The sequence below is a fragment of the Paenibacillus ottowii genome (assembly GCF_006874425.1).
Lineage (GTDB): Bacteria > Bacillota > Bacilli > Paenibacillales > Paenibacillaceae > Paenibacillus > Paenibacillus ottowii.
In genome coordinates this window covers 625,164-636,672 of sequence record NZ_VIJZ01000003.1, presented here as the reverse complement: position 1 = coordinate 636,672, position 11,509 = coordinate 625,164, and the positions used below count along the sequence as shown (strand labels likewise).

Here is an 11,509-nt window from a genome sequence, read left to right as displayed (position 1 = left end):
TATTCGGGGTGAAGACTCGAATGTATAAGGAGGTAAGAGAGGTATGGGATATCATGGAGGCGACTATGATGTGATTGTCGTCGGTGCGGGCCATGCGGGCGTGGAATCTGCCTTGGCAGCAGCACGTATGGGCTGTCGTACATTGATGATCACAATTAACCTGGATATGATTGCATTCATGCCCTGCAACCCATCTATTGGCGGTCCTGCAAAGGGGCATGTAGTACGGGAAATTGATGCATTGGGCGGAGAAATGGGTCGGAATATCGACAAGACATTTATCCAAATGAGAATGTTAAATACTGGCAAGGGTCCTGCCGTACATGCCTTGCGCGCACAAGCTGACAAGTTTTCTTATCAGCATGCGATGAAGGAAACGATGGAAAAGGAACCGAATCTGACCTTACGTCAAGGTATGGTTGAAGAGCTGATTATAGAAGACGGTCAATGCGTGGGTGTGATTACGAAGACAGGCACAGAGTATCGCAGTAAAGCAGTTGTCTTGACGACTGGCACCTATCTGCGTGGGAAAATCATTATGGGTGAACTGATGTATGAGAGTGGTCCGAACAATCAGCAGCCTTCGTTGAGACTTTCTGAACATTTGAGAGAGCTAGGTTTTGATCTGGTTCGGTTTAAAACAGGAACGCCACCACGTGTGCATAAGGATACGATTGATTTTAGCAAAACAGAAATACAGCCAGGTGACGATCAGCCGAAGTTCTTCTCCTATGAAACGAAGTCCTCGGATAATGAGCAGCTGCCTTGCTGGTTAACGTATACTTCAGTGGAAACACATCAGATCATTAATGATAATTTGCATCGTGCACCGATGTTCTCTGGTCTGATCGAAGGAACGGGACCACGTTATTGTCCTTCTATTGAAGATAAAGTGGTGCGTTTCAGTGATAAGCCGAAGCATCAAATCTTTTTGGAGCCTGAGGGTAAAAACACATCCGAATACTATGTTCAAGGCTTGTCGACAAGCCTGCCAGAGGATGTGCAATTAGCAGTACTGCGTACTATTCCAGGGATGGAAAAGGTAGAAATGATGCGTAATGGTTACGCTATTGAATATGACGCCATGGTTCCTACTCAGTTATGGCCTACTTTGGAAACGAAAAAGGTACCTGGCTTGTTCACAGCGGGCCAGATTAACGGGACATCTGGTTATGAAGAAGCTGCGGGTCAAGGAATTATGGCGGGTATTAATGCAGCTCGCAAGGTGCAGGGCAAAGAACCGGTCGTACTGGATCGTTCCCAGGGTTATATTGGGGTTCTGATCGACGATCTGGTGACGAAGGGGACAAATGAGCCATATCGCTTGCTGACATCCCGTGCAGAATACCGTCTATTGTTGCGGCATGATAACGCGGATCTGCGATTGACTCCGATTGGGCATGAAATTGGTCTGATTACAGACGAACGATATGAACGCTTTTTGGATAAAAAACAGAAGGTAGAGCAAGAGATTGAGCGTTTGCGTTTAGCTAAGGTTCGTCCGGTTGATGTAAATGAGATGTTGCAGCAAGGTGGATCTGCACCGATACAGGACGGCAGTAATCTGTTAACAGTGCTGCGTCGACCTGAGATCAGCTATGCACAAGTGGCACAAATTTCACCTTCACCTGTAGCCCTTACTGAGGAAGAGCAAGAACAGGTGGAAATCCAAATTAAGTATGCGGGCTATATTGAAAAGCAATTGATGCATGTAGAACGTCTGCAAAAGATGGAGAAGAAGAAGCTGCCTGAGGATATTGCATACAATGAAGTTCAAGGCTTGGCCATTGAAGCCAAGCAGAAGCTTGAAAAGATCCGTCCGATGTCTATTGGTCAGGCATCCCGTATTTCCGGTGTAACTCCTGCGGACATTTCCATTTTGCTGGTTTATCTGGAGCACTATAACCGTGTAACGGCAGCGAGGGGATCATAATGGACGCGATACAACAGCAGTTCAAACAGCGGCTCGCAGAGCATAGTGTTGTGATTAATGATAGTCAATTGGAGCAGTTTGAAACGTATTACCGTGTGTTGGTTGAATGGAATGAAAAAATGAACCTGACGGGTATTACTGAGCGAGATGCAGTGTACACCAAGCATTTTTACGATTCTCTTTCACTTGCCTTTTATGTTCCGTTAAATGATGTGGAGAGTTTGGCTGACATTGGGTCAGGTGCAGGTTTTCCTGGTATCCCCTTGAAAATATGCTTTCCACATATTCAATTGACCATTGTAGACTCGTTGAATAAGCGCATCCAATTCCTAGCACATGTTGTAGAGCAGTTAGGACTGGAAAATGTCGAACTGATTCACAGCAGGGCAGAGGAATTGGGACGCAAAGCAGGGTATCGCGATAGTTATGATCTGGTCACTGCCCGAGCCGTTGCCCGTCTCGCAGTATTGAATGAGTTTTGCCTGCCTTTTGTCCGTGAGGGGGGCCACTTTGCAGCGATGAAGGGTAGCGATCCAACGGAAGAAATCAGGGAAGCATCCTACAGCTTGAAAGAATTGAAGGGGAAAATCAAGCATGTTCAGGCCTTCCAGCTACCTGTTGAGGATGCAGCCAGACATATGATTATTATTGAAAAAAGAGCAGCTACACCAAGGAAGTACCCGCGTAAGCCAGGTACTCCTTTGAAGGCACCGCTAGTGTAAATGTGTGAAAGAAAGTGAATGTTTCACGTGAAACATTCACTTTTTTATGGTTTATAGACTCTTTGCTTAAGAAGATACTTGCCGAATACCCTCCACATAATTTATTCTTTTATCGTTCCGAAAAGCTGGTAGAGAAGATAGGATTATGACTGGAAAAGTGATAGAATAGAGATAATCGTTTTAGTGTAAGTTGGCTGCTTCCCGTACCCATGATTTCAGATATACATATAGGGAAGTGAGACAACAAATGTCAGGGGAGAACGTGGAGTGTACCCGCTTATGGCGCTATTTTATATAGAAGGGTCTACAATCCCCCGTAAGGAACTGTTTTTCACGAGGCGCTGTTTGTATGGTGCTATTATGAAATTAGGTGGTATTATACGGAATGAAAGAACAATTTTCCAAGCTATTTGGTTTGACGGAGCGATCCAATGGGGACGAAATAAAACAAATTCCGGTTCGGGATATTGTCAGCAGTCCTTATCAGCCCCGTACCATATTTGATGACGAGAAGATTGATGAGCTATGCCAGACTATTAAGACGCATGGTGTAATTCAACCGATTGTCGTTCGTTTCCGTAATGGACAATATGAAATTATAGCAGGGGAACGTCGTTGGAGAGCTGTCACCAAGCTGGGTATGGAGACGATTCCAGCCATTGTTCGTGAGTTTAATGATTCACAAGCTGCATCCATCGCGTTGATTGAGAACCTCCAGCGGGAGGGTCTAACAGCGATTGAAGAGGCTGTAGCTTATCAAAAGCTGATTGACCTGCATCAACTTACTCAGGAAAGTCTCGCTCAGCGACTTGGCAAAAGCCAATCCACTATTGCTAATAAAATACGGCTGCTTCATTTGCCGGAGAGAGTGAAAGAGGCTCTAATGGAACGAAAGGTGTCTGAGCGTCATGCTCGTGCATTATTGTCGTTAGAGACCGAGGAACTACAGTACAAGGTTTTAGATGAAGTGATTGCTAAGGAACTTAATGTAAAGCAGACAGAGGCACGAGTTGCCTTTTATAAACAAGTATCCACGATTAAGAAATCAAAGCGGATTTCCTTTACCAAGGATGTCCGGCTTGCGCTGAATACGATTCGTCAATCCATTGATATGGTGTCTGGCTCAGGGTTGGATATCAAAACAAAGGAATCTGATCATGAGGATCACTATGAGATTGTCATTCAAATTCCCAAACGTAAGTAAGGGATGAAGCGTACAGGCGGCAGCAATTGCCGCTTTTTCTGTCTAACGCCAACATAAAACCGCAGCATACTCGTATTCTATTTTGAATTGCCCTAATCCCTAGGTTAAGGACTAAGTAACGTCTTCATAGACTTTTGCAATCATGGAACGTAGCAGGATTCCGATTAAATTATGAGGTGAATGAAGTGTCAAAAATAATAGCCGTGGCCAATCAAAAGGGCGGGGTAGGCAAAACGACTACCTCCGTGAATTTGGGCGCCGGACTTGCTTCCCTCGGCAAAAGGGTATTGCTCGTGGATATCGACCCGCAAGGTAATACAACCAGTGGTGTCGGTATCAATAAGGCGGATGTGGCAAATTGCATTTATGATGTACTCATTAATGAGGTTGATCCTAGCGAAGCGATTGTCAGTACACAGGTCGAGGGATTGGATATTATCCCGGCAACCATTCAATTAGCAGGTGCTGAAATCGAGATGGTACCAACTATATCTCGCGAATTGAGATTAAAAAGATCGCTTCAACTCGTTAAGCATAACTACGATTATATATTAATAGATTGCCCTCCATCGCTGGGTATTTTGACGCTCAATTCCTTGACGGCTTCCGATTCGGTTATTATTCCAATTCAATGTGAATATTACGCGCTCGAAGGATTAAGTCAATTGTTGAATACCGTGCGATTGGTACAAAAACATCTAAACACCTCATTGCAAATTGAAGGTGTGTTGCTAACTATGTTTGACGCCCGCACGAACTTGGGTATTCAGGTCATTGAAGAAGTGAAAAAGTACTTTCAAAGCAAGGTTTATCAGACGATTATTCCACGCAACGTGAGACTCAGCGAAGCACCATCACATGGCCAGTCCATTATTACGTATGATCCCCGATCCCGTGGGGCAGAGGTATATATTGAGTTGGCAAAGGAAGTGGTATCTTATGAGTAAACGGTTGGGAAAGGGATTGGATGCACTTATTCCCTCCCTTACAGTCAGTGAAGAGGATAAGGTTGTCGACATTCCGCTCAGCCAGTTGAGGGCAAACCCATATCAACCTCGAAAAACGTTTGATGAGGAGTCCATTAAGGAATTAGCGGAATCTATTCGTCAGCACGGTGTGATCCAACCTATTATTGCGCGTAGTGTCTTAAGAGGATATGAGATTATAGCCGGGGAAAGGCGGTTTCGGGCATCTCAATTCTGCGGGAATCCGACCATACCTGTGGTTGTTCGCAATTTTACAGATCAGCAGGTAATGGAGATTGCCCTGATTGAGAATTTGCAGCGTGAAAACTTAAATGCAATGGAAGTGGCCGTAGCCTATCAGGGGTTAATGGATCAATTTTCGTTAACTCAGGAAGAGTTGTCCATGAAGGTGGGAAAATCCCGTTCGCATATTGCCAATTTCCTTCGCTTGCTTGCATTGCCTGAGGAAGTTAAAGAGCATGTTTCACGTGGAACATTGTCTATGGGACACGCTAGAGCAATTGTTGGACTCAAAGACCCGGACATGGTGAAACAGCTGGCCATGCAATGCATTGAGCAACAGTGGAGTGTTCGCGAACTTGAGGAAGCCGTACAGCAATTGGATCATAAACCTGGAGAAACAAAAGCTAAAACGAAGGTGCGAAAAAAGGACCCCTATATTGACCATATGGAAGAGTCCCTGCGCGAGCGGTTTAAAACAACGGTGAAGATCAAGCACAATAAAGATAAAGGCAAAATCGAATTGAATTATTACAGCCAGCAGGATTTGGAAAGATTATTGGAGCTATTACAGTAGTCTGTAAAAATATGGACATGTCTCCTTGAGTAAAATAGAAAGTGAGATATGTCTTTGCTTTGTCTGCAATTGCAGGAATTAGAATGGTTTTGATGGATAAACTAATAGCCTTGTGTTATTTGTCTCGCTGTTCTCAAACGTTTAAAATAAAAGGTAAGCAAAGCAGTAACATGATTTTTGAGGTAGAGGGGTAGAAACAAACATATGGCTGAATTGAATGGACTAATCATGGAGCAGCTTGCTGGAATTGTTGCAGGGATCGTGCTTATTTTACTCATCCTGTTGATCGTTATTATTGCCCAGGGCTCAAAGCTGAAGAAGATGCGGCGAAAGTATGATACCATGATGGCGGGCAGCGGAGTCGAGAATTTGGAAACGCTGCTGATTGATTTGAAGGTTCAAATGGATACGATTGAAGATGAGCAGGAAGCTCACCGTGCAAGTATGAAATCACTACGCAGCAAACTGACTGGCCTGAAGGGACATATAGGCATCAAACGCTATAATGCCTTTGGTGAAAGAGGGAGCGATTTGAGCTTCTCTCTGGCTATTGTAGACGATAATCAGAACGGAATAGTATTAACCGGTATTTATAACCGGGATGGCTCTTATGTGTATGCTAAGCCTCTGGAAGCGGGACAATCCTCGTATTCCTTATCACCTGAAGAGAAAGAAGCTATTACTCTTGCGCAGCAAGCAGGACAGAACGGTAATGCCACTCCCTGATTGCCGAGTATAAGCTACTAGCTATGATATCTGATAATTTCATGACCAAATTTAGTCTCGTATTTTGCAACACAAAGTATTCCATGAAGCCGCCGACGTTAACGATACCAGTCAAATGGATATCGCCGACCGGCGGTAATTCTTTATTTACACCTGCTCCAGGCTTGAGGGGACCCTCTGCAACCTGAATGCATCCAACACTGGAAGTTTGTCCAAGACATGCGTCTATACCAATGATATAGGGCTGTTCGTACCGGTCATAGATGCCATTCAGCGTCGTTTGCAGGTTCATAGCATGTACAGGCTCATCTAATGTTCCATACAGGTTGAACAGCGGGCTTTTGTAGCGTGACAATTGGGTACCGACGAGTGGGCCAAGGCAATCTCCAGTAGAACGATCGGTGCCGATGCAAATGATGACGATGTTTTGCAGACTCCGTGCTTGATGCAGATGGAACAGCAAACGATGGATGATGGCTGATTGGATCCCGGGGTCAGTGTGTGATATTTTTAAGCTTAGGGGTTCTTGCCCCGGAATGAAGTCAGATGGATGAGTCATGGAATCTTCCTTTCGTTCTGTAATGGAGTGTGCAGGTTGTGCTCGCCTACCTTTAGGAATACACTTGGCCTGCGGGTAACAATTATTCTCAAGATAGTAGCTAGTATATGGATAAACTTGTGCTTTTATACTCGGGAAAGGTAGATTGTTCATAGCCGTATGTTTAAAGTCAGGAGATAAGCTTATATAGATAGGAAATAGAATGTGGGAAACAAAAAAGAGTAGTTCCCTGGTTTAAGGAGGAATACAGCATGACCTTTATACATTGGTTGACCGATAAATTAGACACGGATGACGTAGTACAAGGGGCGATTCATTGGAAGGATGCTGTATGGAAATGGCTTACGGATAGTGCGATGTGGTCAGCCTTTTTGTTTGTGATTTTGAAAATCGCAATTATTTTCATCATTACACGTATCTTTATTCGAGTTATTAATAAAATTATAGATAAGTCGATGGAGCAAAAGGGAGATAACGGCAGATTCCGATTGAATACCAGACGGTTAACGACTGTGGGGGAACTGCTAAAAAATGTAACAAATATTGTATTTAATTTTATTTTGATTATGCTGGTGTTATCGCAAATGGGTATAAATTTGGGCCCTCTGATTGCTGGAGCTGGAGTGCTTGGATTAGCTGTAGGTTTTGGGGCACAGAGCTTGGTTAAGGATGTAATCACCGGGTTCTTTATTATATTCGAGGATCAATTTGCCGTAGGAGACGTCATTCAGACGGGAACTTTCAAGGGGACTGTAGAAATGATTGGGCTGCGTACAACCAGGCTGGTGAGCTGGAAAGGCGAGGTGTATATTCTACCTAACGGCTCCATAACGACGGTAACGAACTTCTCCATGTCCAATGCGTTGGCGGTGGTAGATGTGCCGATGAAGGTGGAACGTAGTCTGGAGGAAGCCGTCAGCTTGGTCAAACTGGCGATCCAAGGCATTGAGGAATCCAATGCACAGATACTCAATATGCCGGATGTGTTAGGCGTTCAGTCCATGACTACATCAGAGTATATCGTACGTGTTGTGGCGGAGTGTATGCCGAATACCGGGGCTATCGTAGAGCGTGATATTCAGAATAATATCAAGAAGGCTCTGGAGGACGAGGAACATCGTCAGGCCGCACTGGAGACGGCGATCACCCTTGAAAAAGACGATGAGCAAGGAAGAAAAGGGGGAGAGAAGGGTGGAGCGTAAGTCGTTTGAACTAGGGGATATTGTGCAGATGAAGAAGCCTCATCCATGTGGAACGAACGAGATGGAGATTATCCGGATGGGGATGGATATTCGAATCAAATGTGTCGGATGCCAGCATAGTGTGTTGATTCCACGTGCCAAGTTCGAAAAGAATATGAAGAAGGTACTGCGCTCAAAGTCTGGTGCCGACGAGCAAAATTCAGGAACCCTTTGAGCGGAGAAGGTGGATCATGATGGACAAGAATCAGCTTGCGTCATGATAGCAATGATGATATAATTATCCTTGCTGCGGAAAGGTACCCAAGAGGTCCAAGGGGGCTGACTCGAAATCAGTTAGGCGTCGCAAGGCGTGCGTGGGTTCGAATCCCACTCTTTCCGCCACTAACTTTATAAATTTAATCAATCTCTTACATCTTCTGGTGTAGGGGATTTTTTGGTTTATGGAAATAAACAATCATAACACTTCGAAGAATGAATTGGGCAATATTGAATTTAAATGATGATGAGTCTATTGAAGGATGAGAAAAGTCGTTAGAGCAAAAGAATGCTCCTAACAGCAAAGAAATCATTGCCGTTAGGAGCATTCTTTTGTTATAGCTGGTTAGGTGGATAATGATAGCGTTTTGTTTTCTTTGAGCCAGAGATCATCAAAAGGATGGCTGCAACCAAATGGAGAGCCCAGCCAACAAAAGGGATCCAGGCTAGCAAGGAGGTAAGTACTCCCCAGACTGAACCGTAGATCGCTTCCTGATTGCGTAACGACAGGATCAGTGTTACTGCATGCAGGATCAGCATAAACCCCAGAGCTGAGTAGCCAGTCCCCAAGACAATAGCTCCTCCCACAATCGGTACAGCAAGCACCAATTCGAATATACCTGATATCCACTTCAAAATTCGAGAATAGCTCATGTTTAAACCTCCATAAATAGTAGGTCTTTTGTACTTGGATATATTCTAGCAGAAGGAGCTGAATTAATCTGCATTTTACCAGTATATGCAAAAAGTCCGATAATGCAACAAAGGAGGACCACAAAGGTCCTCCATCGTAGGCGATACTTTTTTAACAGGATACGATCTGTCCAATCACATCTGAAACTTGGTGTACTGACCAGCAATACCGTGTTGAAAAGACAGTGTCCTTCTACACAAACCTAACGCTTCTAATGCCCGGAATGGATCTCCTAACAGTTTGTCCGGCTACGTTGTCCAACGGAACCACACCTCTCTGTTGTATCGCCTAATCATAATATGGCCAGGATTCCGAGGAAATATACATTAGTGGACACGAGCTTTCGTTTTTTTCTTCCACTTGCGATTATGATTGGTGGTTTCCGGAAAAGAATCGCCTCTTTCCAACGTTACTTGCTGCGGATTTTGTATCTCAGTATGAAAGCTTTTTTCTCCGACCTCCATATATACGCCGTCGTTTGGGACCTTATCCCCGGGTACGAACTCAGTCTTTTCACCCATACGTTTGTGCCTCCTTAGATCATGAATTTGGACTGCAACGGTTATTGTGCGCTGTCTTAAACAGAAAGATGCGAAAACAGGCACGCAGATAGTAGTTAATCAAAAATAATTTCCTTTATATGCGGGAAACTTTGGGTGTTATATAAAAATGTATAAAAACAATGGTATCAAGTGTGTGAAACGGTTTTTAGCTTTGTGTTCGAAATTGCTGGTTGCATTCAGTTGCTCAATTTGGTAAACTGTTTTAGTGCGAGTTTAGGCTCGTTCCTTGCTCTCAACTTGAGATTGAGGGCCTTATGTCCATAAGGAGGTGTAAAGAATGCGCAAATATGAAGTGATGTACATTATTCGTCCTGACATTGAACAAGAAGCTGTTCAAGCGACAGTCGACAAATTCCAAGGTATCATCTCTAACGGCGGTGGCGAAATTACGAATCACGATGTAACTAAACGCCGTCTTGCGTATGAGATCAAGAAATTCCGTGATGGTTCTTTCGTTCTGGTAAACTTCACAGCAGAACCTGCTGTTGTTACTGAGCTTGAGCGTATCATGAAAATTTCTGACGAAGTAATTCGTTATCTCATTACGAACGACGTAGCTTAATTATTGTACGTGATTATGTAATGAACAACGCTCAAAGGAGGGGATTGGATTGTTGAACCGTGTCATTCTGATCGGTCGTTTGACCAAAGATCCGGAGCTGCGCTATACACCGTCTGGTGTAGCAGTAACCCAGTTCACCCTGGCTGTAGACCGTCCGTTTACAAGTCAAGGCGGCGAACGGGAAGCGGATTTCTTGCCGATCGTAACCTGGCGTCAGCTTGCTGAAACATGTGCTAACTATCTTCGCAAAGGTCGTTTGACGGCTGTTGAAGGCCGTGTACAGGTGCGTAATTATGAGAACAATGAAGGAAAACGTGTATACGTGACTGAAATTGTTGCTGATAATGTACGTTTCTTGGAATCTAACCGCGATAGCGGTAACGGTGGCGGCAATAGCGGTGGAGGTATGCGTGAGGAGTCTCCTTTCGGAGGCGGTAACAGCAATAGTGGACGTGGGAATAATAACTCGCGAAACAATCAGGATCCTTTTTCCGATGACGGAAAACCGATCGATATTTCGGATGATGATCTACCATTTTAATTGGGAAAGGACTGACAAAGAATGGGCTTCAGACAAAGAGAAGGCGGAGACGATAACAAAAGACCAGCTCGTCGTGGTGGTCGCAACAAACGTCGTAAAGTATGTTTCTTCACTGTGAACAAAATTACTCACATTGACTATAAAGATACAGACCTGCTTAAAAAATTCATCAGCGAACGCGGAAAAATTCTTCCTCGTCGTGTGACTGGAACAAGCGCAAAATATCAACGTATGTTGACAATCGCTATTAAACGTTCCCGTCAAATCGCATTGCTTCCTTACACTACTGAATAGTAGTGAGTGGAAAGAAAAGATGTCTCCAATCGTGGAGGCATCTTTTTTTATGATTTTATATATTGACAACAAGTACCATCTATTGTAACTTACTAATAATACAATCCATGTATACCCATTAAGTATACTTCACCATTTAGTGGCATAGAAATTCCTAGCTCCCCGACTCGCCAGAGTAAACATTTCTGCATGCAGAAATGTTATTTTATATCACATGAAATCCGGTTTTATGTCATTTCCCACAAGAAAAATTCATAAAGTTTACATATATAGATATTTTGCATTTTTACATTACACAAAAAAAGATATTGACGTGATATTATTTTACACTTAAGATAAATCTTAATAAAAATGCAATGGTTGTCGGTGCACAAAATTGACCAAGGGTCTAAAACATGTGTTTACGCTATCATTCGAAACAGTAAGGAGGATGTGTCCACTTCATTTTCAAACCTCAAGCTTTAACGAATTA

Annotated in this window: 14 protein-coding genes and 1 tRNA gene; 12 read left to right on the top strand and 3 right to left on the bottom strand. The window is 43.7% G+C overall.

The window, feature by feature from the left end; translation table 11 throughout:
- Positions 1 to 43: 43 nt before the first annotated feature.
- The 6 genes from mnmG to FKV70_RS09920 all read left to right on the top strand — a co-directional run bounded on the left by mnmG (position 44) and on the right by FKV70_RS09920 (position 6,367).
- Positions 44 to 1,933, top strand: coding sequence for a tRNA uridine-5-carboxymethylaminomethyl(34) synthesis enzyme MnmG (gene mnmG / locus FKV70_RS09945; RefSeq protein WP_063211671.1), 1,890 nt, complete (start codon positions 44 to 46; stop codon positions 1,931 to 1,933).
- Positions 1,933 to 2,655, top strand: a complete 723-nt coding sequence (gene rsmG / locus FKV70_RS09940) for a 16S rRNA (guanine(527)-N(7))-methyltransferase RsmG (RefSeq protein ID WP_064797498.1) — start codon at positions 1,933 to 1,935, stop codon at positions 2,653 to 2,655. Before mnmG ends, rsmG begins: the two co-directional genes overlap by 1 nt.
- A gap of 385 nt (positions 2,656 to 3,040) precedes the next feature.
- Positions 3,041 to 3,859 (top strand): nucleoid occlusion protein, encoded by an 819-nt coding sequence (noc, locus tag FKV70_RS09935; protein WP_013373916.1) that lies wholly within the window; start codon positions 3,041 to 3,043, stop codon positions 3,857 to 3,859.
- Between the two features lie 185 nt (positions 3,860 to 4,044).
- Positions 4,045 to 4,806: a ParA family protein gene (locus FKV70_RS09930; RefSeq protein ID WP_142612728.1), complete on the top strand. Its 762-nt coding sequence runs from the start codon at positions 4,045 to 4,047 to the stop codon at positions 4,804 to 4,806.
- Positions 4,799 to 5,641, top strand: a complete 843-nt coding sequence (locus FKV70_RS09925) for a ParB/RepB/Spo0J family partition protein (protein ID WP_063211674.1) — start codon at positions 4,799 to 4,801, stop codon at positions 5,639 to 5,641. Before FKV70_RS09930 ends, FKV70_RS09925 begins: the two co-directional genes overlap by 8 nt.
- A 204-nt stretch (positions 5,642 to 5,845) precedes the next feature.
- Positions 5,846 to 6,367, top strand: coding sequence for a DUF4446 family protein (locus tag FKV70_RS09920; protein ID WP_142612727.1), 522 nt, complete (start codon positions 5,846 to 5,848; stop codon positions 6,365 to 6,367).
- Here the strand turns inward: FKV70_RS09920 and yyaC are convergent.
- A complete protein-coding gene (gene yyaC / locus FKV70_RS09915; protein WP_081276857.1) occupies positions 6,321 to 6,926 on the bottom strand; it encodes a spore protease YyaC in 606 nt (201 codons plus the stop codon). The genes FKV70_RS09920 and yyaC overlap by 47 nt on opposite strands.
- A 251-nt stretch (positions 6,927 to 7,177) precedes the next feature.
- Here yyaC and FKV70_RS09910 point away from each other — a divergent pair, with 251 nt between their 5' ends.
- From FKV70_RS09910 to FKV70_RS09900, 3 genes are all read left to right on the top strand, one after another.
- Positions 7,178 to 8,128: a mechanosensitive ion channel family protein gene (locus FKV70_RS09910; RefSeq protein WP_142612726.1), complete on the top strand. Its 951-nt coding sequence runs from the start codon at positions 7,178 to 7,180 to the stop codon at positions 8,126 to 8,128.
- Positions 8,118 to 8,342, top strand: coding sequence for a DUF951 domain-containing protein (locus FKV70_RS09905; protein WP_063211680.1), 225 nt, complete (start codon positions 8,118 to 8,120; stop codon positions 8,340 to 8,342). Before FKV70_RS09910 ends, FKV70_RS09905 begins: the two co-directional genes overlap by 11 nt.
- Before the next feature lie 76 nt (positions 8,343 to 8,418).
- Positions 8,419 to 8,509: transfer RNA gene (locus FKV70_RS09900), tRNA-Ser, on the top strand.
- Positions 8,510 to 8,719: 210 nt separating this feature from the next.
- Here FKV70_RS09900 and FKV70_RS09895 read toward each other — a convergent pair.
- Entirely contained in the window at positions 8,720 to 9,037 is a 318-nt protein-coding gene (locus FKV70_RS09895) for a hypothetical protein (protein WP_142612725.1), read from the bottom strand.
- Positions 9,038 to 9,403: 366 nt separating this feature from the next.
- On the bottom strand, positions 9,404 to 9,598 hold the full coding sequence (locus FKV70_RS09890) for a YjzC family protein (RefSeq protein ID WP_063211684.1): 195 nt from the start codon (positions 9,596 to 9,598) through the stop codon (positions 9,404 to 9,406).
- A 319-nt stretch (positions 9,599 to 9,917) separates the two neighbouring features.
- On the opposite strand from FKV70_RS09890, the gene rpsF reads away from it, so the two are divergent.
- Genes rpsF through rpsR form a run of 3 tightly spaced genes read left to right on the top strand, consistent with a single transcriptional unit; the run spans position 9,918 to position 11,037 of the window.
- Positions 9,918 to 10,202: a 30S ribosomal protein S6 gene (gene rpsF, locus FKV70_RS09885; protein WP_007433230.1), complete on the top strand. Its 285-nt coding sequence runs from the start codon at positions 9,918 to 9,920 to the stop codon at positions 10,200 to 10,202.
- A gap of 49 nt (positions 10,203 to 10,251) precedes the next feature.
- Positions 10,252 to 10,743, top strand: a complete 492-nt coding sequence (ssb, locus tag FKV70_RS09880; protein ID WP_010346813.1) for a single-stranded DNA-binding protein — start codon at positions 10,252 to 10,254, stop codon at positions 10,741 to 10,743.
- Between the two features lie 21 nt (positions 10,744 to 10,764).
- A complete protein-coding gene (gene rpsR, locus FKV70_RS09875) occupies positions 10,765 to 11,037 on the top strand; it encodes a 30S ribosomal protein S18 (RefSeq protein ID WP_007433228.1) in 273 nt (90 codons plus the stop codon).
- Positions 11,038 to 11,509: the final 472 nt, after the last annotated feature.

What these genes read in the sequence shown, in the direction of transcription:
- rpsF (WP_007433230.1), top strand. Translation starts at nt 9,918, where the DNA reads ATGCGCAAATATGAAGTGATGTACATTATTCGTCCTGACATTGAACAA.
- FKV70_RS09910 (WP_142612726.1), top strand. Translation starts at nt 7,178, where the DNA reads ATGACCTTTATACATTGGTTGACCGATAAATTAGACACGGATGACGTA.
- rpsR (WP_007433228.1), top strand. Translation starts at nt 10,765, where the DNA reads ATGGGCTTCAGACAAAGAGAAGGCGGAGACGATAACAAAAGACCAGCT.
- mnmG (WP_063211671.1), top strand. Translation starts at nt 44, where the DNA reads ATGGGATATCATGGAGGCGACTATGATGTGATTGTCGTCGGTGCGGGC.
- yyaC (WP_081276857.1), bottom strand. Translation starts at nt 6,926, where the DNA reads ATGACTCATCCATCTGACTTCATTCCGGGGCAAGAACCCCTAAGCTTA.
- rsmG (WP_064797498.1), top strand. Translation starts at nt 1,933, where the DNA reads ATGGACGCGATACAACAGCAGTTCAAACAGCGGCTCGCAGAGCATAGT.
- FKV70_RS09920 (WP_142612727.1), top strand. Translation starts at nt 5,846, where the DNA reads ATGGCTGAATTGAATGGACTAATCATGGAGCAGCTTGCTGGAATTGTT.
- FKV70_RS09925 (WP_063211674.1), top strand. Translation starts at nt 4,799, where the DNA reads ATGAGTAAACGGTTGGGAAAGGGATTGGATGCACTTATTCCCTCCCTT.
- noc (WP_013373916.1), top strand. Translation starts at nt 3,041, where the DNA reads ATGAAAGAACAATTTTCCAAGCTATTTGGTTTGACGGAGCGATCCAAT.
- FKV70_RS09890 (WP_063211684.1), bottom strand. Translation starts at nt 9,598, where the DNA reads ATGGGTGAAAAGACTGAGTTCGTACCCGGGGATAAGGTCCCAAACGAC.
- FKV70_RS09895 (WP_142612725.1), bottom strand. Translation starts at nt 9,037, where the DNA reads ATGAGCTATTCTCGAATTTTGAAGTGGATATCAGGTATATTCGAATTG.